25 protein-coding genes are annotated in these 25,224 nt (G+C 60.6%); 11 read left to right on the top strand and 14 right to left on the bottom strand.

All coding sequences use genetic code 11. The annotated features are described in order from the left end of the window. Positions 1-31 precede the first annotated feature (31 nt). The 5 genes from ACM6IK_RS25855 to ACM6IK_RS25835 are packed head-to-tail and all read right to left on the bottom strand — an operon-like array spanning position 32 to position 6,313. A complete protein-coding gene (locus ACM6IK_RS25855; RefSeq protein ID WP_414876566.1) occupies positions 32-829 on the bottom strand; it encodes an enoyl-CoA hydratase/isomerase family protein in 798 nt (265 codons plus the stop codon). Next, positions 826-1,983: a citronellyl-CoA dehydrogenase gene (atuD, locus tag ACM6IK_RS25850; RefSeq protein WP_414876565.1), complete on the bottom strand. Its 1,158-nt coding sequence runs from the start codon at positions 1,981-1,983 to the stop codon at positions 826-828. Before atuD ends, ACM6IK_RS25855 begins: the two co-directional genes overlap by 4 nt. Positions 1,984-2,008: 25 nt before the next feature. After that, positions 2,009-3,625 (bottom strand): geranyl-CoA carboxylase subunit beta, encoded by a 1,617-nt coding sequence (gene atuC / locus ACM6IK_RS25845; RefSeq protein WP_414876564.1) that lies wholly within the window; start codon positions 3,623-3,625, stop codon positions 2,009-2,011. A 3-nt stretch (positions 3,626-3,628) separates the two neighbouring features. Continuing rightward, a complete protein-coding gene (locus ACM6IK_RS25840) occupies positions 3,629-4,498 on the bottom strand; it encodes an SDR family oxidoreductase (RefSeq protein WP_108219599.1) in 870 nt (289 codons plus the stop codon). A gap of 12 nt (positions 4,499-4,510) precedes the next feature. Continuing rightward, positions 4,511-6,313, bottom strand: coding sequence for an acyclic terpene utilization AtuA family protein (locus ACM6IK_RS25835; RefSeq protein WP_414876563.1), 1,803 nt, complete (start codon positions 6,311-6,313; stop codon positions 4,511-4,513). A 177-nt stretch (positions 6,314-6,490) separates the two neighbouring features. Between ACM6IK_RS25835 and ACM6IK_RS25830 the strand changes: the two genes are divergently transcribed. The 3 genes from ACM6IK_RS25830 (at position 6,491) to ACM6IK_RS25820 (ending at position 8,972) form a co-directional block, all read left to right on the top strand. Continuing rightward, on the top strand, positions 6,491-7,117 hold the full coding sequence (locus ACM6IK_RS25830) for a TetR/AcrR family transcriptional regulator (RefSeq protein WP_414876562.1): 627 nt from the start codon (positions 6,491-6,493) through the stop codon (positions 7,115-7,117). A gap of 93 nt (positions 7,118-7,210) precedes the next feature. Continuing rightward, positions 7,211-8,029, top strand: coding sequence for a substrate-binding periplasmic protein (locus ACM6IK_RS25825; RefSeq protein WP_414876561.1), 819 nt, complete (start codon positions 7,211-7,213; stop codon positions 8,027-8,029). A 130-nt stretch (positions 8,030-8,159) separates the two neighbouring features. Then, a complete protein-coding gene (locus tag ACM6IK_RS25820; protein ID WP_414876560.1) occupies positions 8,160-8,972 on the top strand; it encodes an alpha/beta fold hydrolase in 813 nt (270 codons plus the stop codon). Positions 8,973-9,036: 64 nt separating this feature from the next. On the opposite strand, the gene dsbG is transcribed toward ACM6IK_RS25820, so the two are convergent. From dsbG to dsbD, 3 genes are read right to left on the bottom strand one after another with little or no spacing between them, the layout of a single operon-like run. Further along, positions 9,037-9,804, bottom strand: coding sequence for a thiol:disulfide interchange protein DsbG (gene dsbG / locus ACM6IK_RS25815; RefSeq protein ID WP_414876559.1), 768 nt, complete (start codon positions 9,802-9,804; stop codon positions 9,037-9,039). Continuing rightward, the gene (locus ACM6IK_RS25810) at positions 9,780-10,634 is read right to left on the bottom strand and encodes a prolipoprotein diacylglyceryl transferase family protein (RefSeq protein WP_414876558.1); all 855 of its coding nucleotides are present in this window, start codon (positions 10,632-10,634) and stop codon (positions 9,780-9,782) included. The genes dsbG and ACM6IK_RS25810 overlap by 25 nt, the downstream gene beginning before the upstream one ends. Continuing rightward, complete coding sequence (gene dsbD, locus ACM6IK_RS25805; protein ID WP_414876557.1) at positions 10,634-12,370, bottom strand: protein-disulfide reductase DsbD; 1,737 nt, start codon at positions 12,368-12,370, stop codon at positions 10,634-10,636. Before dsbD ends, ACM6IK_RS25810 begins: the two co-directional genes overlap by 1 nt. A gap of 154 nt (positions 12,371-12,524) precedes the next feature. Here dsbD and ACM6IK_RS25800 point away from each other — a divergent pair, with 154 nt between their 5' ends. Beyond that, positions 12,525-13,205 carry a response regulator gene (locus ACM6IK_RS25800; protein ID WP_414876556.1) on the top strand — a complete coding sequence of 227 codons (681 nt, stop codon included), beginning with the start codon at positions 12,525-12,527 and terminating at the stop codon, positions 13,203-13,205. Next, positions 13,202-14,527, top strand: a complete 1,326-nt coding sequence (locus ACM6IK_RS25795; protein WP_414876555.1) for an ATP-binding protein — start codon at positions 13,202-13,204, stop codon at positions 14,525-14,527. Before ACM6IK_RS25800 ends, ACM6IK_RS25795 begins: the two co-directional genes overlap by 4 nt. 66 nt (positions 14,528-14,593) lie before the next feature. On the opposite strand, the gene ACM6IK_RS25790 is transcribed toward ACM6IK_RS25795, so the two are convergent. After that, positions 14,594-15,052 (bottom strand): VOC family protein, encoded by a 459-nt coding sequence (locus tag ACM6IK_RS25790; RefSeq protein ID WP_414876554.1) that lies wholly within the window; start codon positions 15,050-15,052, stop codon positions 14,594-14,596. A gap of 291 nt (positions 15,053-15,343) precedes the next feature. Here ACM6IK_RS25790 and ACM6IK_RS25785 point away from each other — a divergent pair, with 291 nt between their 5' ends. From ACM6IK_RS25785 to ACM6IK_RS25770, 4 genes are all read left to right on the top strand, one after another. Continuing rightward, entirely contained in the window at positions 15,344-15,613 is a 270-nt protein-coding gene (locus ACM6IK_RS25785; RefSeq protein WP_116264832.1) for a hypothetical protein, read from the top strand. 101 nt (positions 15,614-15,714) lie between these two features. Next, positions 15,715-16,329 carry a LysE family translocator gene (locus ACM6IK_RS25780; RefSeq protein WP_414876553.1) on the top strand — a complete coding sequence of 205 codons (615 nt, stop codon included), beginning with the start codon at positions 15,715-15,717 and terminating at the stop codon, positions 16,327-16,329. Between the two features lie 206 nt (positions 16,330-16,535). Then, positions 16,536-17,693, top strand: coding sequence for a cysteine desulfurase family protein (locus ACM6IK_RS25775; protein ID WP_414876552.1), 1,158 nt, complete (start codon positions 16,536-16,538; stop codon positions 17,691-17,693). Positions 17,694-17,758: 65 nt separating this feature from the next. Then, positions 17,759-19,567, top strand: a complete 1,809-nt coding sequence (locus ACM6IK_RS25770) for an aminopeptidase P family protein (RefSeq protein WP_414876551.1) — start codon at positions 17,759-17,761, stop codon at positions 19,565-19,567. Between the two features lie 65 nt (positions 19,568-19,632). On the opposite strand, the gene ACM6IK_RS25765 is transcribed toward ACM6IK_RS25770, so the two are convergent. Further along, the gene (locus ACM6IK_RS25765) at positions 19,633-20,553 is read right to left on the bottom strand and encodes a LysR family transcriptional regulator (protein WP_414876550.1); all 921 of its coding nucleotides are present in this window, start codon (positions 20,551-20,553) and stop codon (positions 19,633-19,635) included. 104 nt (positions 20,554-20,657) lie between these two features. On the opposite strand from ACM6IK_RS25765, the gene ACM6IK_RS25760 reads away from it, so the two are divergent. Then, positions 20,658-21,656 (top strand): zinc-dependent alcohol dehydrogenase family protein, encoded by a 999-nt coding sequence (locus tag ACM6IK_RS25760; RefSeq protein ID WP_414876549.1) that lies wholly within the window; start codon positions 20,658-20,660, stop codon positions 21,654-21,656. Here ACM6IK_RS25760 and ACM6IK_RS25755 read toward each other — a convergent pair. Both ACM6IK_RS25755 and ACM6IK_RS25750 read right to left on the bottom strand, forming a co-directional pair. After that, positions 21,653-22,243, bottom strand: coding sequence for a 2-hydroxychromene-2-carboxylate isomerase (locus ACM6IK_RS25755; protein ID WP_414876548.1), 591 nt, complete (start codon positions 22,241-22,243; stop codon positions 21,653-21,655). The genes ACM6IK_RS25760 and ACM6IK_RS25755 overlap by 4 nt on opposite strands. 36 nt (positions 22,244-22,279) lie before the next feature. Next, positions 22,280-23,008 carry an SDR family oxidoreductase gene (locus ACM6IK_RS25750; RefSeq protein WP_414876547.1) on the bottom strand — a complete coding sequence of 243 codons (729 nt, stop codon included), beginning with the start codon at positions 23,006-23,008 and terminating at the stop codon, positions 22,280-22,282. A gap of 94 nt (positions 23,009-23,102) precedes the next feature. Here ACM6IK_RS25750 and ACM6IK_RS25745 point away from each other — a divergent pair, with 94 nt between their 5' ends. Next, positions 23,103-23,663: a TetR/AcrR family transcriptional regulator gene (locus tag ACM6IK_RS25745; protein ID WP_414876546.1), complete on the top strand. Its 561-nt coding sequence runs from the start codon at positions 23,103-23,105 to the stop codon at positions 23,661-23,663. Positions 23,664-23,677: 14 nt separating this feature from the next. On the opposite strand, the gene ACM6IK_RS25740 is transcribed toward ACM6IK_RS25745, so the two are convergent. Further along, the gene (locus ACM6IK_RS25740; RefSeq protein ID WP_008054256.1) at positions 23,678-23,959 is read right to left on the bottom strand and encodes a hypothetical protein; all 282 of its coding nucleotides are present in this window, start codon (positions 23,957-23,959) and stop codon (positions 23,678-23,680) included. 169 nt (positions 23,960-24,128) lie between these two features. Next, positions 24,129-25,016, bottom strand: coding sequence for a threonine/homoserine exporter RhtA (gene rhtA / locus ACM6IK_RS25735; RefSeq protein ID WP_414876545.1), 888 nt, complete (start codon positions 25,014-25,016; stop codon positions 24,129-24,131). Positions 25,017-25,224: the final 208 nt, after the last annotated feature.

Genomic DNA, 25,224 nt, shown 5'->3' with positions numbered 1-25,224 from the left:
AATGTGGGAGCGAGCTTGCTCGCGATGCTTTTCAGGAAGCCCACCCCGGTTTGCGTTTTTGTACGAAGGCCATCGTTCCCTCGACGCCTTCTGCCCCGGTCACCGCTTCGCTGAACCATTCGGCAGCCTGATCGAGCAGGGCATCCGAGGGCTGCCCTGCACTCGCCAGCAAGAGTTTCTTGGTCATCGCATTCGCCTCGGGCGCACAACACAACACATGGGCCAACACCTCATCGAGACGCTCGGCCAGGGCCTGCGGATCATGCTCGACAAAATGCACCAGCCCCATGCGGCGCGCCTGAGTACCATCGAAACGCGCCGCCGTCAGGGCCAGGCGCCGGGCCTGGGTCAAGCCGATGCGCTGCACCACGAAGGGTGCGATCTGCGCCGGTAGCAATCCGAGGCTGGTTTCCGGAAGGCCGAATTGCGCCTGGTGATCGGCCAGGGCGACATCGCTGACACAAGCCAGGCCGAGACCTCCTCCGAGCACCGCGCCCTGCAGTATCGTGATCACCACTTGCGGTGCGTGCTGCACCTCTTGCAATAGCGCGCCGAACACCCGGTTCAGATCCCGGTACGCAGTCGAGCCTTGAGCGCGGGCATTGGCCATATCCTTGATGTCGCCGCCGGCGCAGAAGTGCCCGCCGACGCCACCGATCACCAGTGCGCGAACCCCCGGTTTATCGCGTACCGCGGCCAGCACCGAGCGCAACTCGGCGACCATCTGCAAGCTCATCGCATTGCGGCATTCCGGGCGATTGAGGGTGATGTGCAATACGCCGTTGTGCAGTTCCAGCAGCAACGTCTGGCAAACCGGCAGGCTGCTCATTTCTTTTTTCCCGGCAGGATGCCCATGAGTTTGCAGATGATCCCCAACATGATTTCGTCGGCACCGCCGCCAATCGATACCAGCCGTACATCGCGGTAAGCCCGGGCCACCGGGTTGTCCCACATGAAACCCATGCCGCCCCAATATTGCAGGCAACTGTCACTGACTTCGCGGCCCAGCCGCCCGGCCTTGAGCTTGGCCATGGAAGCCAGGCGCGTGACGTCCTGGCCTTTGACGTATTGCTCGGTGGCCTGATAGACCAGCGCCCGCAGGCATTCGATTTCGGTTTGCAGTTCAGCCAGGCGGAAGTGGATCACCTGATTGTCGATCAGCGCGTTACCGAAGGTTTTGCGCTCCTTGCAGTATTCGATGGTGCTGTCGACGCAATACTCCAGGCCCTTGATCATGTTGGCCGCACCGAACAGACGTTCTTCCTGGAACTGCAGCATCTGCATCATGAACCCCGCGCCTTCATGGCCGATGCGGTTGCGCTGCGGTACACGCACATTGTCGAAAAACACCTGGGCGGTTTCCGAGCTGCGCATGCCGAGCTTGTCCAGGTGCGAACTCAAGCTGATGCCCGGCGTGTTCATCGGCACCATGATCAGCGATTTGTTGATGTGCGGCTTGTCGTCCGAAGTGTTGACCAGCAGGCAGATGAAGTCGGCGCTCGGCGAGTTGGTGATCCACATCTTGCTGCCGTTGATCACATAATCGTCGCCGTCCTTGCGCGCAGTGGTTTTCAATCCGGCAACGTCAGACCCGGCGCCGACTTCGGAGACACCGATGCAGCCGACCTGCTCACCGCTGATGGCCGGGCGCAGGAATTCCTCGCGCAACTCATCGGAACCGAATCGTGCCAGCGCCGGGGTGCACATGTCGGTCTGCACGCCGATGGACATCGGGATGCCGCCGCAATGAATGGTGCCGAACTCTTCTGCGGCGACGATCGAATAGCTGTAGTCGAGCCCCATGCCGCCGAATTTTTCCGGTTTGGAAATACCCAACAAACCCAGGTCGCCGGCCTTGCGGAAGATGTTGTGGATGGGGAAGCGCCCGGCCTTTTCCCATTCCTCGACGTGCGGGTTGATTTCGTGCTCGACGAATTGGCGCACGGTGCGGCGCAGTGCTTCGTGTTCCTGGGTGAAGATCATTTTTATTGTTCTCCTCTGATCGCCCTTAGAAGCGGGCTATGCCAAAACTGTTGGCTTGCAATGGCCGCACCTCGGCCTCGTGACAGATGTCCAGCAAGTAACCGAGCAAAGTCCGGGTATCGCGCGGGTCGATCAATCCGTCGTCCCACAGATTGGCGCTGCCGTAGAGCGCCGTGGACTGGCTGTCGAGTTTCTGCGCGGTGACCTGTTCGAGCATGTCGAGCATTTTCGGATCGGGCACCAGGCCGTCCTTGGCCTGTTTGGCCTCGGTGACGATGCGCAGTACTTTGCCCGCTTGCGCACCGCCCATCACGGCGGTGCGGCTATTGGGCCAGGCGAAGATGAAGCGCGGGTCGAGGCCGCGTCCGCACATCGCATAGTTGCCCGCGCCATAGGAGCCACCGACGACGATGGCCAGCTTCGGCACCCGGGCGTTGGCCACCGCCTGGATCATCTTCGCGCCGTGTTTGATCACGCCTTGCTGTTCCGATTCGGTGCCGACCATGAACCCGGTGGTGTTGTGGAAAAACAGCAGCGGCGTGCGGCTCTGGTCGCACAGCTGGATGAACTGGGCGGCCTTGCTCGCGCCTTTTGGCGTGATCGGGCCGTTGTTGCCGATGAAGCCACAGGCGCGGCCCTGAATTTTCAGGTGACCGCACACCGTTTGCTGATCGAACTCGCCCTTGAATTCAAGAAAGTTCGAAGCGTCGGCAATCCGGGCGATGATCTCGCGTACGTCGTAGGGTTTTTTCGGGTCATCCGGGATCAGGCCCAGCAGTTCGTCGATAGGGTAGAGCGGTTCCTCCCAGCGACGTTCGGGAAGTGGGGGCAACTGCTCGTTCCACGGCAGCAAGGCGACGATCTCGCGTACCTGCCGCACACCATCGGCGTCGTTTTCAGCCAGGTATTCGGCGGTGCCGGCGGTTTGTGCGTGCATCTCGGCGCCACCCAGTTCTTCATCGGTCGCGACTTCCCCGGTGGCGGCCTTGAGCAGTGGCGGGCCGGCGAGAAACAGCTTGGCCTTGCCGCGCACCACCACCACGTAATCCGACAGCCCCGGCTGATAGGCACCGCCCGCCGTGGCCGAGCCGTGCACCACAGTGACCTGCGGCAACCCCATGGCCGACATCCGTGCCTGATTGGCAAAGCTGCGCGCGCCTTCGACGAAAATCTCCGCCGCGTAATTGAGGTTGGCGCCGCCGCTTTCGGCGAGGGTGATCACCGGCAGTTTGTTTTCCATGGCGATCTGTTGCAGGCGCAGGGATTTTTTCAGGCCGCTGGGGGAAATGGTCCCGCCCTTGATCGCGCTGTTGTTGGCGACTACCAGCACACGCACGCCAGACACGTAGCCGATGCCGGCGATCAAACCGCCACCGGCGCAGCTGCCGTCCTTGTCGTCGTGCAGCTTGTAGCCGGCCAGGCTCGCCAGTTCAAGAAACGGCGCGCCGGGGTCCAGCAGTAGATTGAGGCGTTCACGGGGCAATAACTGACCGCGTTTTTCGAACCTGGGTTTGGCTTCGGCAGCCTTGTCCAGCAGGTTCTGTTCGAGCGCGCGAACCTGCTCGATGGCGCTCAGCATCGCCGCGCGGTTCCGGGCGAACGGCTCGCTGTGGGGATCGAGTAACGACTGAATCACCGGCATGGGTTATTCCTTGTCCTTCAACACGTCTGGTACGTAGGCGCGGTGGAAGCCGTTATACGACGTGCTGTTGGTCGCCTTGTGAATCGGCCAGGCGCGCCCGCCGAGGCTGGCGGCGCCGTCGATGCGCAAGGTGGCGCCGCTGACGAACGCTGCTGCCGGGCTGAGCAGGAATACAATCGCCGCGCTGACTTCCGATTCGGTGCCGATGCGCTTGAGCGGCACGTGTTCGCGCAACGTCGGAATCGCCGCCTTGAAGGCGCCTTCGTAGGTGTCCATGCCACTGGAGGCAATCCAGCCCGGTGCCACAGCGTTGACCCGCACCCCGGCATGACCCCATTCGTACGCGGCGGTCTTGGTCAGGTTGTCCATACCCGAACGTGCCGCGCCGGAGTGGCCCATACCGGGCATGCCCCCCCACATGTCCGCGAGCATGTTGACGATCGCGCCACCGTGCTTGCTCATGGACTGGTTGAACACTTCCCGGGCCATCAGGAAACCGCCCACCAGATTGGTGCGCATCACGGTTTCGAACCCCTTCTGATTGATCGAGGCCAGGGGCGACGGGTACTGCCCGCCCGCATTATTGACCAGGCCATGAATGGGGCCATGCTTGCGAATCAATTCGCTGACCAGGTGCTCCACCGGTTCTTCCTCGCGGATGTCGCAAACCGCCCAATCGGCCTTGCCACCGTCTTCGGCGATCTCCGCCGCAACGGTTTTGAGCTTGTCGGCCTTGCGCCCGACCAGCAGCACATGGGCACCGAGGGCCGCCAGTTCGTGGGCGGTGCAGCGGCCAATGCCACTGCCACCACCGGTGACGATGATGTTTTGGCCGGCAAACAAATCGGCTTTGAAAATCGAATCGTAGGCCATGGCGGCAATCCTCTAGTTGAACTGGTCGGCGATGCGCTGCGGCACCGGAATCTGGATTTCCAGCAGTTGCTGGGCGAAGGCTTTGCCTTGCGGATCGATTCGCAAGCTGGCGACACCGCCGCCGCCGAGGGCGTTTTCCAGCAGGAAATTCAGGCTGTGGCTGGCGGGCAAGTACCAGCGTTCGACTCGCCCGTGGATGGGATCGAGAACGTGGCCCATCCAGTCGACGATCACTTCCGGGGTCAAGGCTTCGGCGATCCATGGCAGGAACCCGGGCTCGCGGGCCATGACGCCGATGTTGCTGTGGTTGCCCTTGTCGCCGGAACGGGCGACCGCCAGTTTGACCAGGGCCACGCTGGCGTCGGCCAGGCCCGTCGGCTTCGGTGGCGCGAGCGGGGCTGGCAGGTCCAGCGGGTCGAGCACATCGAGGACGGGCAGGGCACACCGGTGGCGCTGGCCCATGCAATCAATGTCCAGCGTGCAGGCGGTTTTGTCGATCAGGAACGAGAACAGCCGGATCAGCGGATACACCGTCGGCCGGCCACCGACAATGCCGGTCAGCCCCGGCGCCATGCCGGTGGCGGCCTGGGCGATTTCCCGGGAGAACACGATCAAGGCCTGCTTGTCCGGATGGCGTATCGCGAGTTTGATCACCACTTCGCGGGTGTCCTGACGCTGGCCGTGGGGGCCGTAGGTGGCCTCGCTGCCCAGCAACTCGATACTCACGTCGCTGTAGGGCGCCCAGCCACGCTGGCGGAACATTTCCGAAGTCTTGTTGATGATCGCATCGCTGACTCGTCGCGCCTTGTCGACGGCATCGATGCCGGCAATCAGGCAACTGGCGGTGCAGCGAAAACCATCGGGATACGTGGCGCTGACCTTGTATTGAGCGGTCGGCGGCAGGCCTTTGGCGCCGTGCACCTGCACCGCATTCTTGCCTTGTTGCAGCAGTTTGACCTGAGTGAAGTCGCACACCACGTCGGGCAGCAGATACGCGCGCGGGTCACCGATTTCGTACAGCATCTGTTCGCCCACCGTCAGCGGCGTGACCAGCCCCCCGGTCCCTTCGGGTTTGCTGACGATGAACTGGCTGTCGGCGCTGACTTCGACGATGGGAAAGCCGATGTGTTCGTAGTCGGGGACGTCGCGCCAATCCGTGAAGTTGCCGCCCGTGCATTGGGCGCCGCATTCGATGATGTGCCCGGCCAATGCCGCCTGGGCGAGCTTGTCGTAGTCGTGCCACGACCAGCCGAACTCATGCACCAGCGCAGCGCTGACCACCGCACTGTCGACCACGCGCCCGGTGATCACGATGTCCGCCCCCAGGCGCAGGGCTTCGACGATGCCGGGTGCGCCGAGGTAGGCGTTGGTCGAGACGCACATCGATGGCAGGGGCGCGCCGCTGAACATTTCATGAATGCCCAGGTTGCGCAGCTGTTTGAATTGCGGCTGAAGGTCGTCCCCCAGCAGCACGGCGATCTTCAGCGCCACCCCGGCCTTGTTGCAGGCCGCTTGCAGGGCGACGGCGCAGGCTTGGGGATTGACCCCGCCGGCATTGCTGATGACCCGGATGTTCTGCTGTGCGAGCTGCGGCAGCAAGGGCGCGAGCACTTCGATGAAGTCGCCTGCATAGCCGGCCTGGGGATCTTTCATCCGTGCGCCGGCCATGATCGACAGGGTGATTTCGGCCAGGTAATCGAAGACCAGGTAGTCCAGGTGCCCGTGTTCCACGAGTTGCGCGGCAGCGGTCGAGGTATCGCCCCAGAAGGCGCTGGCGCAACCGATGCGAATTGTTTTGGGCGCAGTCCATTCCATAGCCACCTCCAACCGAAGTGCATCGACATTACCAAGCAAGCGCTTGGTTTGTAAATGACTTGATTATCTTCTGCCCAAGCGCTTGCTTGGTTGCATCCATGAGCTTAAATTGCCCGCGCAACTCCGGTGTTTTCGGGGGATCGGCGTTATTGATTGATCGACTGTAGGAGATAACGGGTGGACGAGCAAAAAGCCCTGAGGGTCATGCGTGAATTGGTGGACGACGGCCAATTGACCGACCCGGACAGCGCCCGTGGCAAGCTGCTGCAAGTCGCGGCCCACCTGTTCCGCAATAAAGGCTATGAACGCACGACCGTGCGCGATCTGGCCGGCGCCGTGGGTATTCAGTCCGGGAGCATTTTCCACCACTTCAAAAGCAAGGACGAAATCCTGCGCGCCGTGATGGAGGAAACCATATGCTACAACACCGCGTTGATGCGTGCGGCCGTCGCCGAGGCCGGCAATGTACGCGAGCGGGTGCTGGCGCTGATCCGCTGTGAATTGCAGTCGATCATGGGCGGCAGCGGCGAGGCCATGGCCGTGCTGGTCTACGAATGGCGCTCGCTGTCCGAAGAGGGCCAGGCCAAAGTCCTGGCGCTGCGCGATATCTACGAAGACATCTGGCTGCAAGTACTGGGCGAGGCCAAGACCGCCGGGTTTATCCGCGGCGATGTATTCATCACTCGGCGGTTCCTGACCGGCGCATTGTCCTGGACCACCACCTGGTTTCGCGCCGATGGCAACATGAGCCTCGATCAGTTGGCTGATGAAGCGTTGATTCTGGTGCTGGAAGACCGGCAATAAAGTTGTATTGGTCAGCATTAAACTGGCTAACTGGACGAAACCGCCTAGCTTGAATGCATTGATGCCGTTTTATTGGGGAGTGGGGTTGTTTTGATGGATTCGCCAATTCGGACAGCCTCGCAGCTTTTGCTGGCGATGCTTGCTGCGTCAACGGTGATGCCGTCCCAGGCTGCGCAGCTGGTGCGCATTGGTGCCGCGCACTTTCCGCCCTATACCGTGCGCCCGGAATCCGGGGCCGATACCGGGTTGCTACCGCAACTGGTCGAAGCCCTGAATGCATCGCAAACTGACTACCAGTTTGTCCTGGTGCCCACGTCCATTCCCCGGCGCTTCGGTGACTTCAAGCAGAGCCGGGTCGACATGGCCATCTTCGAAAATCCCGCCTGGGGTTGGGAAGACATTCCCCATACTGCCGTCGACATGGGCCTGGAAGACGCCGAGATCTTTGTCGCGCAACGCCTGCCCGATCGACAGCAAAGCTATTTTGCCAACCTGAACGGCAAGCGCCTGGCTCTGTTCAGCGGCTATCATTACGAGTTCGCCAACTTCAATGCCGACCCCCAGTACCTCGCGAAGAACTACAACGCCACGCTGACCTATTCCCACGACAGTAATCTGCTGATGGTGTTACGCGACCGGGCCGACATTGCCCTGGTCACGCGCTCTTATCTGTTCGACTACTTGTTACGCAATAAAAAAGTCGCTGACGAGTTGCTGGTGTCCCAGCGCGTTGACCAGATCTATCATCACTACGCCATTCTCCGTCCGACCGCGCCCATCACTGGTGAGGCCTTCGGCAAGTTGTTGCAAGGCTTGCGGGACAACGGCCAGATGTTGAAGATTTTCGATCCGTACAAAATTGCGTTGGTGCCGATCCCGCACAAGGAACCGGCGCCGCACGTCGCCAATTGACGGTCTCATTGGCAGCTTCAAGCGGGCTTGCCCGCGAAGGCGGTGGTACAAGCGCACACACTCCAGCGATTGACGAGGGACTGTCTGCCGCTCAGTCTTCCGGCTCCATTTTTACTCGCGCAGACAGCCCATGCCCTTCGTAACGATAGACGGACAAGCCCTTCACTACATCGATCAAGGTACCGGCCCGGCGGTGCTGCTGGCCGGCAGTTACCTGTGGGACCAGGCCATGTGGGCGCCGCAGATTGCTGCGTTGGCGCAACAGTATCGTGTGATAGCCCTGGACCTGTGGGGGCACGGCGAGTCCGGGCCGTTGCCTGCCGGTACTACGTCCCTGGATGACCTGGCGCGTCAGGCATTGGTCCTGCTCGACCATCTGGACATCGACCGGGTCACGCTGGTCGGCCTGTCGGTCGGTGGCATGTGGGGCGCGCGCCTGGCGTTGTCGGCAGCGCAGCGGGTCAATGGGCTGGTGCTGATGGACACCTACGTCGGCGCCGAGCCGGAGCCGACTCGCCAGTATTACTTTTCACTGTTGAAGCAGATCGAAGAGGCGGGTGTCATCACGCCAGCGCTGCTGGATATCGTGGTGCCGATTTTCTTCCGGCCGGACATTGATCCGCAGTCGGCACTCTACCGGGATTTTTATGCTTCCCTGGCGGCTTTACCTGCGGATCGCCTGCGTGAAAGCATCGTGCCGATGGGGCGGATTACGTTTGGGCGCGATGATCTGTTATCGCGTCTTGGCGAATTGGACGCAGCGAGCACGCTGGTCATGAGTGGTGACCAGGACAAGCCCCGGCCACCGGGTGAAGCCCGTGAAATGGCTGAATTGATTGGCTGCCCGTGGGTGCTGGTGCCGAAGGCGGGGCATATTTCCAATCTGGAGAATCCTGAGTTTGTGACTGAAACCTTGCTGGCGTTTTTGGCCGACAGAGCTTAGTTGAATCCACCGGCGCCATCGTCGGATCGCCGCCAGTGCAGTCACTACCTTTTAAAGTGAAAACCTACATCGACCCTAGGATTTTCGCCAGTTTGTCCGGCGATGGCGCGCCTTGCTGCTGTTGCAGATTACCCTTGTCGTCCATGTAGAAAATCGCCGGTGTCGCCTGCAACTCCAGATCTTCCATCAATTGCATGTTGGCCGTGAGCTTTGCCTGAATCACCGGCGGCACTTCCTTCAAGGCCTTGAGCGAACTGTCCTTGCCAGCGGCTTCGTGATCCTGCAGGGCTTTTTCCGGGTCTTTGGCGGCGAGCAGGGCGGCGGATTTCCCCGGGCTGTCTTCGCGGATGATGCCCACCATGATGTGGCGCAACTGCACCTTGCCGGCCTTGACCCACGGCCGGGCCTGTTCCCAGAACATGTTGCAGTACGGGCAGTTCGGGTCACTGAACAGGTACACCACGCGCGGCGCATCCTTCTTGCCGTCGCCGATCCAGTTGCTGGTTTCGAACTTGGCCCAGACTTCCTTTGCCATCGGGGCATACACCAGTTTCTGCAACGGTGCGCTGCTCAGGTCATTGCCCTCGGCGTCATACAGATTGCCCAGCAACACGTGTTTGCCATCCGGGGTCAGGTACAGCGCCATGCCGCGGCTCTGGTATTGCGCGGCATAACCGCGCAAGCCGTCGGGGGCGTCGAACTGGCCGACGATTTTCGCGCCCTTGGCCTCGATTTTCTTGATGGCATCGGGCAACTCTTCGGCCTGCACCGTTGGCAGGTGAATCAGGGCCGCACCGAGGCTCAGGGTCAGCAGGTGGCGGAGGCGGGACATGGCAGTTTCCTTGAAGAGGTGGCGGGTACGGTATCGAAGTTTTCCAGTGCGCGGGCCAGGCTGGCTTCCGACAATTCGCCCAGATGGCTACCCAGCAGGCGACCCTCGGGGTTGTAGAACAGCGTAGTCGGCAATGCCATGGAACCGACGGCCTGGCTCAGACGCCCGCCGCCGTCGAACAGCACGTTGGACAGGCTCAGGCCCTGGGTTTCCAGAAAGGTCGCGACGCTTTGCATGCTTTCCGCCTGATTGACGAACAGGAAGGTCAGGTCTGGCCGGTGTTGCTGGGCGTTTTCCAGTACCGGCATTTCCCGGCGGCACGGCGGGCACCAGGTGGCCCAGAGATTGATCACCAACGGACCGCCCTTGTAGTCGGCCAGTTGCACGGTTTCGCCGGCGGCGTTGCGCAGGGCGATTTCCGGCAAGCGTGTGCCTTGTTCATAAATCGACAGGGAGAACGTCGCCAACAACCAGAACGCCAGGCCGCTGGCCACGCCAAAGCCCAATGGACGGCGCAACCCCGGGCGACGCCAGCCGCGATACAGCGTGGCAAGTAAAACCACAACCACCCCCGGCCAGGCGAGGAAGCCGCCATCGCGCAGGTCGATGACCTGCCACGGATCGTTGCGATAGTGGGCCCAATAGACCACCACGAAACTGATTCGGGCCGCCAGCATGCCCAGTAGAAACAGGCTGAACAGTACCGACTCGGGGTTGTCACCGCCACGTTTGGCCACCCGCCAGCCGACAAACGTGGCCAGCGCCAGCGCACTGATCAGCAGCAGATGATTAAGCGCAATGGCAAAGGTGCCGAGGGTGAAGGTCAGCATTAACGGGCGTCTCGGGTGTTGGTCCAGCGTTGCAGGAAAGTATCGGCATCGACCTCGCCAGTGATGCGCTGGCTGCGACGCTCTTCACCGTCAGCACCAATCCACAGCAGGCTCGGCGGCCCTGGCACTTTGTAACGGCCGAGCAGCTCGCGGCTGGCGGCATTGTCGGCGGTGACGTCCAGTCGGAGCAAGCGCACGTCGCTCAGGGCTTCCATGACATTGGCTTTGCCGAATACCCGTTTTTCCATGACCTTGCACGACACACACCAGTCGGCGTAGTAGTCCAGCAGCACCCATTGGCCCTGAGCCTGCGCGGCGTCGAGTTCCCGTTGCAGTGCCTGCGGATCCTTGATGGTGGTGAAGGCATCGTGGCCAACCGGCACGGCGGCCACCGCCTGGTTCGAGGCGCGGTAGACCTGCAATGGTTTGAATGGATCATCGCCGCCACCGGCCGCACCGATCACCAACAGGCCACCCCATAAACCGAGCAGCAATGAACTGGCACCAAACAGGTGCGCGATACGGCCGAAATCTTCCGACTGTTTCCAGGCGCTGTAGGCCGTGATCAACAGCAGCGCCCCGCACAATCCGACCCACAGGGATTCGTCCAGCACCGGACGCAGCATCAGCAACGCGGTGGCGAGGAACAGAAAGCCAAAAATGCCTTTGACCAGGTTCATCCAGGCGCCGGGTTTGGGCATGAAGCGATTGCCGACGGTCACCAGCAACAGCAGCGGCACGCCGATACCGATGCCCATGGCGAACAGAATCAATCCGCCATGCAACGCGTTACCGCTTTGCGCGATGTAGAGCAGGGCACCGGCCAGCGGTGCGGTCATGCACGGGCCGACCAGCAGGCCGGACAGCGCCCCCAGCACCCCGGCGCCGATCAGGTTGCCACCGCGTTGATTGCGCGAGACGTTTTCCAGGCGATCACGCACGGCCACCGGCAGTTGCAGTTCGAAGAAACCGAACATCGGCAGCGCCAGCACCACGAAAATCGCCGCGAAACTGCCCAGCAGCCAGGGGTTCTGCAACCAGGCTTGCAGATTAGCCCCGAGAGAGGCGGCCAGAACTCCCAGCGCCGCATACACCAGCGCCATGCTGATCACGTAACTGCTGGCCAGGGCGAAACCGCGTTTGGGCGTGGCGCCGCTGCCGACGATCAACCCGGCCAGAATCGGCAGCATCGGCAACGAACATGGCGTGAAGGCCAGCAGCAGGCCCAGGCCGAAGAACAGCAAAAGGCTCCAGCCCAGTGCCCGTTGTTGCAGGCTGCTGGCCAGCGCCTGGTCCGGTGCCTCAGTGGCCATATTCAACGCATTGGCGTTGCCCAGGTCCACGACTCTGGTTTGCGGTGGATAACACAAACCGGCATCGGCACACCCCTGGTAACTGACTTTGACCGTGCCGCTGGCACCCGCCGGGATCTTCAGTTCCAGACCCTGACGGTAGACTTGCTGTTCACCGAAAAACTCGTCGCTGTGGGCTTCACCTTCCGGCAACGCGGGATGCTGCGCGACAGGCAATCCGTCGTACTTCAAGCGTTTCTGGTACAGGTAATAGCCGTCGCCGATCTGCCAATAGAGCTGGGTTTCACCGGATTCCAGACGTTCGGAGGTAAACGTGAATGCTTTATCAACCGGGAGAAATTCAGGTTTGGTGTCGAACGGATTGGTTCCAGCCTGGGCCAGGCCCGCGATCAAGAGGGTAAAAAGTAAAAACAGACGATGCATGGATAAGCCTTTGCCCTGTGCTGATGAGGTGCACAGTGGCGGGTGGCGATTAACCGATGATTAACCGCCCCGGCCTTGTTGCGGCGGCGCTTGCGGCATAATGTCGGGTTAATCGGTCAACGGCTTAATCGGCTTTATTTCTACGAGGCTCCCCATGCACGTACTGGTTTGCGAAGACGATGAGTTGATTGCCAGCGGCATTGTCGCCGGCCTGACCGCCCAGGGTCTGACCGTGGAGCACGTCGCCACAGCGTCCGCCGCCAGGGCGATGCTCAAGGTGGCGGAGTTCGATGTCATGGTGCTCGATCTCGGATTGCCGGACGAAGATGGCCTGAAGCTGTTGCAGCAGTTGCGCCATCAAGGCCTGGAGTTGCCGGTCTTGATCCTCACCGCCCGGGACTCGGTCACCGACCGCGTCGATGGCTTGCAAGCCGGCGCGGACGACTATCTGCTCAAGCCGTTCGACTTGCGTGAACTCGCTGCACGCTTGCACACGCTGTTGCGGCGGGTGGCGGGGCGCAGCGTCAACCTGATCGAACACGGAGCCCTGACTTACGACCCGAGCAGCCGCGAAACCAAGCTTGCGGGGCAGCCGGTGGACCTTTCGCGCCGCGAACAGTCGCTGCTGCAAGCCTTGTTGCACAACCGTGGCCGAGTGCTGTCCACCGAGCAACTCAAGGACAGTGTCTATGGCTTCAACGACGAGTTGGAAAGCAACGCGCTCAATGTCCATATCCATCACCTGCGGCGCAAGCTCGGCAATGGCATTGTCGAGACCGTGCGTGGCCTGGGTTATCGCCTGGGGCCGGCTGATGGCGGAGAAGAACCGAAGTGATGAGTCTGCGTTTGCGCCTGAGCCTGACGCTCGGCGTCGCGTTTGCGTTCATCTGGGCCCTGGCCGCGGCCTGGATGCTCAGCGATTTGCGCAATCAAATGATGTTTTCCCTCGACCAGCGCCTGGTGGCGTCGGCACGCATGGTCGCCGGCCTGATGGAGCAACTGCCGCCCGTGCCAAGCAAGGGCGAGGGCACCCACTTCAGTGCCGAACAGTTGAACATTCCGGGTGGCATGGCGTGCCAGGTCAGCTCGTTGCGCGGTGAAATCCTTGCCCGCAGTCACACCGAACCGCAGCAGGCCCTGGAGGCCGAGACACTCGGTTTTCATGATCAGATGATCGACGGCGCGCCGTGGCGCAGCTTCACCTTGGCCCGGGGCGATCTGCGCATCACCACCGCCGACCGGCAGATCGAGCGCGAGGCGTTGAACATGTCGATCCTGCTGGCCGCTTCGGTGCCGGTGGGCGTGGCGCTGCTCGGTTGCCTGTGTTTGCTCTGGCTGGGCATCGGCCAGGGGCTGGCGCCGCTCAACCGCATGCGCGACGCCTTGATGCGCCGCAGCGCCGACTCCCTCGAGCCCTTGCAGATCCAACCGTTGCCCAGCGAGTTGCAGCCCCTTCTGGAAACCCAGAACCAGTTGCTCCAGCGCATCGGCAAGACCATAGAGCGCGAACGTCGCCTGACCGGAGACGCGGCCCACGAACTGCGCAGCCCGCTGACCGCGATCAAGACCCACCTGCAGGTGGCGCGAATGACTGACGGCAGCGCCCGGGACCAGTCCCTGGCCCGGGCCGAAGAGGGCGCCGACCGCATGCACCGGACCCTCGAACAATTGCTGTTGCTGGCGCGCGTCGAGGGCAGTCTGTCGTTTGACGACGGTGTGCAGTGCAACGCCGAGCAAGTGGCGAAACTGGCGATCCAGGACGCGGCGAGCGGCGATCGCCAACGCATCAGGTTTCAGGCTCCGGGCAAGGTTTCCGCCGCGCCGGTACAAATGCCGGCCGTGCTGTCGATTGCCGCGCTGCGCAACTTGCTCGACAACGCACTGCGCCATACCCCCGCCGACAAAGCGGTGGAGTTGAGCCTGGAAACCACCGGTAATCGTGTGCAGTTCGTGGTGCGCGACCATGGGCCGGGAATTGCCGAAGAAGATCTGCAACACCTGACCCAGCGTTTCTGGCGCAACGGTCAGAGCACCGGTTGCGGTCTGGGGCTGGCGATTGTCCAGGCCATCGTCCAGCGTTGCGGTTGCACGTTGCATTTCGATAGCCGGCCGGACGGCTTGCGGGTTGAGCTGACGATGCCGTTACAACCGATCTGAAAAGTCCTGAAAAAACCTGTTGGAGCGAGCCTGCTCGTGAAGAGGCCCGCTCCAACACCAGGGATTTCAACCCTGGGCAAACATCTCCTTCGCCCGTTGTTCGATCTGCGCCTGGGTCAGGTCTTCCTTGCGCGTGGCCAGGAACCACAGGTGCCCGTAGGGATCCTTCAAGGTCCCTGAACGGTCGCCGTAAAACTGATCCTTTACCTCAGATACAACGGTTGCGCCGGCATCGATCGCCTGTTTGTAGGACTTGTCGACATCCTGCACGTACAAATGCAGACCCACGGACGGCGAATTGTCCGGGTTGCTCAGCGGCCCTTGATCGCACGGTGTGCCCAGCATGATCGGGCAATCGCCGATGCGCAGTTCGGCATGGCCGACACCGCCATCGGGCATGTTCAGGCGCATGACTTCAATGGCGCCGAAGGCTTTTTTGTAGAAGGCGATGGCTTCGGCGGCTTTGTTGATGCCCAGGTAGGGGGTGATGCTGTGATACCCCTCTGGAATGGGTTTGACGCTCATGATGGATCTCCCTGTTCCGATTGTGAGAATAGAAAGTACCTCTGCCGTTATACGACCGAATAAATATAGGCCAGCCTGTTTCGTACTCAGCGAGTGTCCGACGAGCAGCAATGCCATTCAACTGCCATCAAGCCGGCGCCCACCAGTGCGTCTCCGGCCCGCGTTCCCCCGGCACATCGACAATGATCGCCATTTCTTGATAGCCACTATTGAAAGCGTTGATTTCTGCTGTCCGGGAGGCGCGGGTAGCCTGTGTTCATTGCCTCGAACCCAGTCGCCAGGACGCCAAAAATGAAACCGATGATCGCAACGATGCTGATGCTCGCCGTCTCCGTACTCGCCGGATGTGCCAGCCATGTTTCCCCCGAGCTTCGCCCTTACACCGCTGAAGAAAGCCTGGAACTGGCGCTGGAAGCGCTGAACCGCCGTGGACTGTCCTTCGACGAATACCACGCGAAAAAAGCCGAACTGCTCGGCCAGCCGCAAAAGTCGTTCAACTTCGACAACCAGGGTGAAATGAACGCCGGGCGATCTGTACAGCTTCACGGTCGTCCAAGCTGAGGCGAAACTGTACTGCTCCAAGTTTCGCGTAACTGTCCATGGGTTTCGCCCTGGGTGTGCGATAGGGTCAACACCTGACCGACCCTGACGGACTGCCACCCATGACGCTCTCTCTCGACCTGCTGCTGGGCTTCGCCCTGTTTGCTCTCGTTACTTCAATCACACCCGGCCCGAACAACACCATGTTGCTGGCATCCGGGGTGAACTTCGGCTTCAACCGCACGATTCCGCACATGCTCGGCATCACTTGTGGCTTCTTTGTACTCGTGGTGGCGGTTGGTTTCGGCCTTGGCGCGGTGTTCCAGACTTATCCTTTGCTCTACACCGTACTGCGTTATGTGGGGGCGGCGTATTTGCTGTATCTGGCGTGGAAAATCGCCCATTCCGGGCCCATGTCGGAGAGCCAGCAGGGCGAGGCGAAACCGATCAGTTATCTGGGCGCCGCCGCGTTCCAGTGGGTCAATCCAAAAGCCTGGATCATGGCCATTGGCGCCATCAGCACCTACACGCCGATGCAGGGTTACTTCACCAATGTGATCGTGATTGCGGCGGTTTTTGCCATCATCAACCTGCCGAGCGTCGGTGTCTGGGCCGCTTGCGGCACGTTGTTGCGCAACGTTCTGAAGGATCGCCGCTGGCTGCGCCTGTTCAATTGGGGCATGGCCGCGCTGCTCGTGGGTTCGCTGTACCCGCTGTTGCTCGAAAACTTTAGCTGATGCATTGCTTCAACCGGTTGCCCGATGCCTGTTAAGCTGACTTTTCAGGAGCGTTCCTACGCACTATTAAATGAAGTTGTTCTTCTTTAACGGCATCCGATCAGGTATTGGTAGCGTTCTGAAAACAGCGCGCAGCTCACAAGGCTGCGCTTTGCCGTTTGCAGTCACGAGCTTCCTGATCCCGGAACACGCTCTGCGAGACTTTTATGAATAAACGCCCGTTGTATTTCGATTACGCCGCCACCACGCCAGTGGATGAGCGGGTCATCAAAGTGATGGTCGAGTGTCTGGGCTTTACCGGCAATTTCGGCAACCCGGCCTCCAGCTCCCACGCATTCGGCCAGCAGGCCCGGCAATCGGTGGAGCAGGCGCGACGCCAGGTCGCCGAACTGGTCGGCGCGATACCCGAGCAGATCGTCTGGACCTCCGGCGCCACCGAATCCAACAACCTCGCGCTCAAAGGCGTGGCTCAGGCCCGCGGCATTGGCGGCGGCCATATCATCACCAGCCAGATCGAACACAAAGCCATTCTCGATACTGCGAAGCAACTGCAGGATGCCGGTGTCGCGGTGACTTATCTGGTGCCGGACGCCGAGGGCCTGATCACGGCGCAAGCGGTCAGCCAAGCCATGCGCGAAGACACCTTCCTGGTGTCACTGATGCTGGTCAACAACGAACTGGGCACCCTCAACGACATTCCCGCCATCGGTCAGGTCGTGCGTGATCGCGGGGCGTTGTTCCATGTCGACGCCGCACAGGGCGCGGGCAAAGTGGCCATCGATCTCGGGCAGTGGCCGGTGGACCTGATGTCGTTTTCCGCGCACAAGCTCTATGGCCCCAAAGGCATTGGTGCGTTGTACGTCGGTCCGCGTGCACAACAGCGTTTGCAGGCGCAGATCCATGGTGGCGGGCATGAGGGCGGTTTGCGTTCCGGCACTCTGGCAACCCATCAGATCGTGGCCATGGGCTTGGCTTTCGCCCTGGCGGCAGCGTCCTTCGATGAAGAGAAAGCAGTCATCGTGCGTTTGCGTGAACGCTTGCTCGACCAGTTGTCGAGCATTCCCGGTGTGCGGCTCAATGGCAGCCCGACCCGGCGCATTCCCCATACGCTGAGCCTGACCTTTGGTGAAGGCGAGTTCAACCCTGCAGCGTTGCTGGCCTCGATCGCGTTTTCCGCGACCTCGGCCTGCAATTCCGCGAGCAATACCCCATCTCATGTACTGCTGGCCCTGGGGCATGATGCCCGCTCGGCCAGTCGCACCATCCGCTTGAGCCTCGGGCGTTTCACCACCGAGCAGGACATCGACCAGGCGGTTCAACTGATCAAGGCAGCCTGCGCCAGTGCTCCGGCGTTCTGGCAATAAGGCGACGAAGCGCCGGCGCTGATCGGCACCCAACAATAATGATGAAGTGGTTAGCAGGAGACTCGATGAATACGCAGCTTTCGATCAATGGATCGGTGCCTCAGCGCCTGGCGCAAACCCGCGAACTGATGAGCCGGGAGGGCATTCATGCCTTGCTGGTGCCGTCGGCCGACCCGCACTTGTCCGAATACCTGCCGGGCTATTGGCAAGGGCGCCAGTGGTTGTCGGGTTTCCATGGATCGGTCGGCACCCTGATCGTGACCCCGGATTTTGCCGGCGTCTGGGCCGACAGCCGTTACTGGGAGCAGGCGACCAAGGAGCTCAAGGGCAGCGGCATTGATCTGGTCAAGCTGCAACCGGGTCAACCCGGACCACTGGAATGGCTGGCCGAGCAAACCCCCGAGGGTGGCGTTGTCGCAGTCGATGGCGCGGTCATGGCCGTGGCTTCGGCACGGACCCTGGGCGGTAAACTTGAAGAGCGTGGTGCTCGCCTGCGCACCGACATCGACCTGTTGAGTGGCGTCTGGAGCGACCGCCCAGGCCTGCCGAACGAACCGATCTATCAGCACTTGCCACCACAGGCGACCGTCAGCCGTGGCGAAAAACTCGCCAAACTGCGTGAAACCCTTCAGGCGCGAGGTGCCGACTGGCATTTCATCGCCACCCTGGATGATATCGCCTGGCTGTTCAACCTGCGTGGCGGCGACGTGTCGTTCAACCCGGTGTTTGTTTCTTTCGCCTTGATCAATCAGCAAACGGCCACGCTGTTCGTTGCCTTGAGCAAAGTCAGCAGCGAACTGCGCGCCATCCTCGAACAGGACGGCGTGACTTTGCGCGATTACAGCGAGGTCGCCGCCGCACTGCGTGCCGTACCGAGCGGTGCGAGCCTGCAAGTCGACCCGGCGCGGGTCACGGCGGGGTTGCTGGACAACCTCGACAGCGGGGTGAAGCTGATCGAAGGCCTGAACCCGACTACCCTGGCCAAATCGCAAAAAAGCCTGGCCGATGCCGAGCACATCCGTCAGGCCATGGAGCAGGACGGCGCAGCGCTGTGCGAATTCTTCGCCTGGCTGGACTCGGCGCTGGGGCGCGAGCGCATCACCGAACTGACCATCGACGAAAAACTCACCGCCGCCCGTGAGCGCCGTCCGGATTATGTGTCGCTGAGTTTCAACACCATCGCCGCGTTCAACGCCAATGGCGCGATGCCGCACTACCACGCCACCGAAGAAGAACACGCGGTGATCGAAGGGGACGGCCTGCTGCTGATCGACTCCGGTGGCCAGTACCTGGGCGGCACTACCGATATCACGCGGATGGTGGCAGTGGGCACACCGACCGATGAGCAAAAGCGCGATTGCACCCGCGTGCTCAAGGGCGTAATTGCCTTGTCCCGCGCGCAATTCCCCAAAGGCATTCTGTCGCCGTTGCTCGATGCCATCGCCCGTGCGCCCATCTGGGCGGAAAGTGTCGATTACGGTCACGGCACCGGTCATGGCGTCGGTTACTTCCTGAACGTCCACGAAGGTCCGCAAGTCATTGCCTATCAGGCCGCACCTGCACCGCAAACCGCAATGCAGCCGGGTATGATCACGTCCATTGAGCCGGGCACTTATCGTCCGGGTCGTTGGGGGGTGCGGATCGAAAACCTGGCGATGAACCGTGAGGCAGGCAAGAGCGAATTCGGCGAGTTCCTGAAGTTCGAAACGCTGACCCTGTGCCCGATCGACACACGTTGCCTGGAAACATCGTTGCTGGCGGACGAGGAAAAACAGTGGTTCAACGCCTACCACGCCGAAGTGCGTGAGCGTCTGAGTCCGTTGGTCGAGGGTGCTGCACTGGAGTGGCTGAATACCCGCACTGCGGCGATCTGATCGGGTGCAGCTATTGGTTCCTTGTGTAGCTATTTGTTTGTGCGCAGCTATTGGTTCCTGCGTAGCTATTTGTTTGTGTGCAGCTCAGGCGCTTTATCCAGCGCCTGAGCCATATAGTCGACAAAGGCTTTGACCCTGGCGGATTGGCGACGATTCGCCAGGGATACGGCATAAATTGGCAGCGACAACGTACTGTAGTCCTGCAAAATCGCGCTCACCCGGCCGGCGCTCAGGTCTTCGCTGAATAGCCACACCGGTGACAGTGCAATCCCCAATCCCCCCAGCACCATTTCGCGGATCGCCTCGGAATTGTTGCTCTGCGCATTGCCCTTGATCCGCACTTCGTGGCGTTGGGCGTCTTTTGTATACACCCACAGGTTTTGACTGCTCAGCAGGTTGAACATCAGGCAGTTGTGCCTGCCCAGTTCCTGCGGCGTTTGCGGTTGGCCGTTTTGCTTGAGGTAGTCAGGTGATGCGACGGTCACACGGTGGGTACTGCCGACATGGCGAGCGATCAGGCCGCTGTCGTTCAGGGCACCGATCCGGAATGTGACGTCCAGCCCTTCGCCGACCAGATCCAGGTTTTGGTCGCTCAGTTGCAGGTCTATCTGTACGTCAGGGTAGTGTTTGAGAAAGTCCGGCAACCGGGGGGCGATCTGCAGGCGTCCGAAACTCACCGACGAGCCGATTTTCAGAGGTCCGGCGACCTTTTCCCGACCGGACTGGAAGCTATGTTCTGCCGCATCCACGGCGGCGAGGATGGTCCGGCATTCGTTGTAATAGCGCTGACCTTCGTCTGTCAGGGATAACTTGCGGGTACTGCGGGCAATCAGCTTTCCGCCCAATCGGGTTTCCAGTGTTTGCAATATTTTGCTGATGGTCGGCTGGCTGGTCTGCAACTCCCGGGCAACGGCGGAAAAACTGCCCCGTTCGACCACCCGCACGAAAATCGCCATTGCATTGAGTTTGTCCACGGGATCGCTCATTGATGCCGTAATGGAATGGTCACTATAGCGGCATGGCGTCTTATCGGCATGAGTTGAGCAAGACAAAATCGGTCCTGCATTCACTACTGATGGGACATGGCGAAATGACTGACTCACTGAATATGCGCGCTCTGATGGTCGACTCGGCCAATGCGCCGTTACGTTTGGTTTCCATTGCACGGCCCGTGCCGCAGGCGGGGCAGGTACTGGTCAGGATCAAGGCCAGCGGTGTCAATCCGCTGGACGGCAAAATCCGCTCCGGGCAGGCGACCCATGCGGCTCAACCATTGCCGGCGATAGTGGGGATGGATCTGGCCGGGACCGTAGAGGCGTTGGGGGAGGGCGTCAGTGGTTGGCTGCCGGGGGATGACGTATATGCCATGGCCACCGGTATAGGTGGTATTCAAGGTTCATTGGCCGAGTACGCGGTGGTCGACGCGCGACTGTTGGCTCGCAAACCGCACAACTTGAGCATGCGTGAGGCTGCCGGTTTGCCGCTGGTGCTGATCACCGCTTGGGAAGGTCTGGTTGACCGGGCTCGCGTTCGGCACGGGCAGAAGGTATTGATCCATGGTGGCGCCGGTGGCGTTGGCCATGTCGCGGTGCAAATCGCCCGCGCTTTTGGCGCAGACGTTTTTGCCACGGGCTCTGCCGGGCAGCAATCGATTATCGAAGGGTTCGGCGCGACGTTTATCGATTACCGCAAGTCTTCGGTTGAAGACTATGTGGCCGAGCATACGGCCGGTGAGGGCTTCGACATTGTCTATGACACAGTGGGGGGTGAAACGCTGGATGCGTCATTCAAGGCGGCACGGATGTATCACGGTCATGTGCTCAGTTGCCTGGGGTGGGGGCAGCACAGCCTGGCACCGCTTTCCTTTCGCGGGGCGACTTACTCCGGTGTTTTCACTTTGTTGCCGCTCCTGACCGGCAAGGGGCGTGAGCATCACGGCGAGATTCTGCACGAGGCGGCGCAGTTGATTGAAGCTGGCAAGATCGCGCCATTGCTTGACCCGCACTCGTTTACGCTGGAATCCGCAGAAGCCGCCCACGTACTGCTCTTGTCAGGAGCGGCAAAGGGGCGGTTGGTGGTCGAGGTTTAACTCAGGGCCTCGAGTACGAAGTCCAGTCGATCCTGGCCGAAGTACAGCTGGTTATCGACAAACATGCTCGGCGCACCAAACACTCCTCGCTGCACGGCTTTTTCGGTGTTGTCCTTGAGCAGGGCTTTGACTTCCTCCTCGGCGGTCAGGGCCAGCACCTCTTGTGGATCGAATCCATTTTCGCTCAATACTGTCGCGACGGTTGCCGGTTCATCCAGGCTGCGACCGTCGACCCAAATGGCGTTGAACAGGCAGTCGATGAAGGCGGCGAAGCGTTCAGGGTGGCGCAGTTGCATGCCTGTCACGGCGCGCATGAGCACCAAGGTGTTGATCGGGAAGTGCGGATTGAATTTCAGGGGCACGCCGTAGCGTTTGGCGTAGCGGTCCAGATCCTGAAACATGTAGCGGCCCTTGGCCGGGATAGTCGCCGGAGAGGCGTTGCCGGTGGCTTTGAACACTCCGCCCAGCAAGAACGGAATGTAGATCAACCGGGTATCAGTCTGTGCGCAAATTTTCGGTAGCTGGGTATAGGCCAGATAGGTGGCGGGGCTGCCGAGGTCGAAGTAGAACTCCACGGTTTTGCTCATGGTCGGTGCGCTCTGCTTATTGTTGTAGGGGAGGGCTTACCAGCGTTCGCTCCAGGGGCGAAGGTCCAGCTCGAAGGTCCAGGCGTCGCGGGGCTGGCTGTGCAGGTACCAGTAATTTTCGGCGATATGCTCGGGATTGAGGATGCCATCCTGATCCTTGGTGGCATATTTTTCCGGGAAGCTTTCACGGATGAAGTCGGTATCGATGGCGCCGTCGACGACGACATGGGCAACGTGAATATTCATGGGGCCGAGCTCTCGGGCCATGCTTTGCGCCAGTGCACGAATGCCGTGCTTGGCACCGGCAAATGCGGCGAACCCGGCAGCGCCACGCAGGCCTGCAGTGGCGCCGGTGAACAGGATCGTACCCCGTTGGCGCCTGGCCATGCGCTTGGCTACTTCACGCGCGTTGAGAAAGCCGGAAAAACAGGCCATTTCCCAAATCTTGAAATACTTGCGGGCGGTTTCTTCGAGAATGCTGCACGGCACGTTGGCGCCGATGTTGAACACGAACGCCTCGATGGGGCCGATCTCGCTTTCGATCCGCTCGACCAGCGCGATCACGTCTTCCTCCTTGCGTGCATCGCAGGCAAAACCGTGGGCCTCGCCACCCTCGGCCTTGATGACATCCACCAGTGGCTGGAGTTTGTCCGCACTGCGGCGAGTGACGCAGGCGACAAAACCCTCCTGGGCAAAACGCTTGGCAATGGCGCCGCCCGTGGCATCACCTGCACCGACGACCAGTACGACCTTCTTGTTATTCATGGGTAGATCCCTTTTGGTGAACGATCGTTAACTAAACGAACGTTATGCTATGATTCGACAGACGTCAAGTTGAGCAATTCAAGGGGGATGAGCGATGCGTTATTCGGCCAGTCACAAGCTGGAAACCAGGCAAAGGCTGCTGGAAAGCAGTGCGGTATCGGCCAAGAAGTCCGGATTTTCAACGGTGGGCGTGGACGGCCTGATGAAAGCGATCGGCTTGAGTGGCGGTGCCTTCTATAGCCACTTTTCGTCAAAAGACGAGCTGTTCGCAAGCATTGTCGAGCGTGAGTTGGGTCAAAGTCTGGCGCGACTGGGGGAAGGGCAGGATCGTGACAAGCTTGAGCGCTGCTTGAAACAGTACCTGAGCATGTCTCACGTCGAGAATCCGGAAACCGGTTGTGCATTACCGGCATTGGGGGCGGAAATTGCCCGTTCCGACCTGACAGTCCGCCAACAGGCAGAGCACTGGATTTGTCGGCTTCAGGAAAGTTGGGCGGGTGTTTTGCAAAGCGACAGCCTGGCGTGGGCGATTCTGTCGCAATGTATTGGCGCGCTGGTCGTGGCGCGCATGTTGGCTAGCCCGGATATCCAGCGCACAGTGCTGAAGTCCAGCTATGAGGAAATCGGCCGTCAGATCGCAAGTCCGAGAACCTGACGCAACGGCGCTGTCTATTTGCAGATGACAATCATGCTACGGCTGGTATAACCCGCAGGATTGAGGCCAAACGGATAATCGCCTGGCTCTTCCACGGCATCTCCCGACTTGGCAATGACCTTGTATCCCTTGGGGGCGCAGGAGTTGGCGGCGCTGGCGTAGCACTTGTCCCAGGATGAAGACAGTCCGGAACAGTTGATGTGCAGCCCTTTCTTGCCGTGCTTGATCTGTGTTTCCGAGGTCGCTGCGCAGCCTGCAATTGCAAGTACGGCGACCAGTATCAAAAATCGTTTCATTACTGTCCTTATAGCGTCCCCGGATCTTGTGCCCGGGTCTGGCTGTATTCGCTTTCGCTTGACGCGTACCGATGTCCCTATCTGGATTTGTCCGTGGCATGACCCTGGGGTGCGGGGCTAAACATGGCCTAGTTGAGCGGCAAATACCAGACCCGTGTCATATCCGCGCTCAATCTGCCGCTACTGCTGGCCTGGCGGCAGTGCTCATGGTCATGGTTGCGCCGACGGAGGCCAGGATGATGCACAGGATTGCCATCCACTGCGACAGTGAGAGGTATTCATGCAGGAACAGCAAACCGGATAGCGCGCCGAAGGCTGGCTCGATACTCATCAGGGTGCCGAAGGTTCTGGTTGGCATGCGGGTCAGCGCGACCATCTCCAGGGTGTAGGGGAGGGCAGTGGACAGGATGGCGACGCCAAGAGCTACTGGGATCAATGACGGGCTCAGCAGAGCGGAACCGGCATGGGCAATACCGATGGGGGCTACAAAGAGTGCAGCAATCATTACCCCCAATGCGGCGGTTTGCACGCCATTGTCGGCCCCGGCTTTTTGCCCGAACAAAATGTACAGTGCCCAGCAGACCCCTGCACCCAAGGCATAACCGGCGCCTACCAGATCGATTCCTGCGGTCGCTTCTCCCGTTGGTATCAGTAACAGCAAGCCGACGGCCGCCAGGGCGATCCACAAAAAGTCGATAGCACGACGCGAGGCGTAGATTGCCACCGCCAGTGGGCCGGTGAATTCAAGCGCCACCGCGATGCCCAGCGGGACGGTTTGCAATGACATATAGAAGAGGAAGTTCATGCCGCCCAGCGCCATCCCGTAGACGATGACGGTGCGCAGGGATCTTGCGGTGAGTTTTGCCCGCCATGGACGCAGTATCAGCATCATGATCACGCTGGCAAAAATCAGTCGTAATGTTGTCGTCCCCTGAGGGCCAACAACGGAGAACATGCTTTTGGCCAGGGAGGCTCCGGACTGGATCGATGCCATGGCTATGAGTAGCAGCCCGACCGAGAACAGGGTAGAGGCCAGGCTGCGGGGCTGATCATTCATTACGTGGCATCGTCCGAAATATAGTAATCAAGGGTATTTCTTTTTGTGTTGGGCAATATACTGCGCATTCCCCGCAGGCGCGTCTATATATATGCAGTGTTTTTGTACATATCGGTAGAAAACCGGAATCGGCGCTTGACGGCAGATTCTGGAGGCCTATAATTCGCCCCACTTTCGGCGCAGTCGAAACGGAAAACTCCTTGGTAAA

The sequence above is a fragment of the Pseudomonas sp. IT-196MI5 genome, assembly GCF_949767415.1.
In the GTDB taxonomy this organism is placed as follows: domain Bacteria; phylum Pseudomonadota; class Gammaproteobacteria; order Pseudomonadales; family Pseudomonadaceae; genus Aquipseudomonas.
Note: the sequence above shows the minus strand (reverse complement) of the source record. Positions and strands in the feature narration are given on the sequence as shown.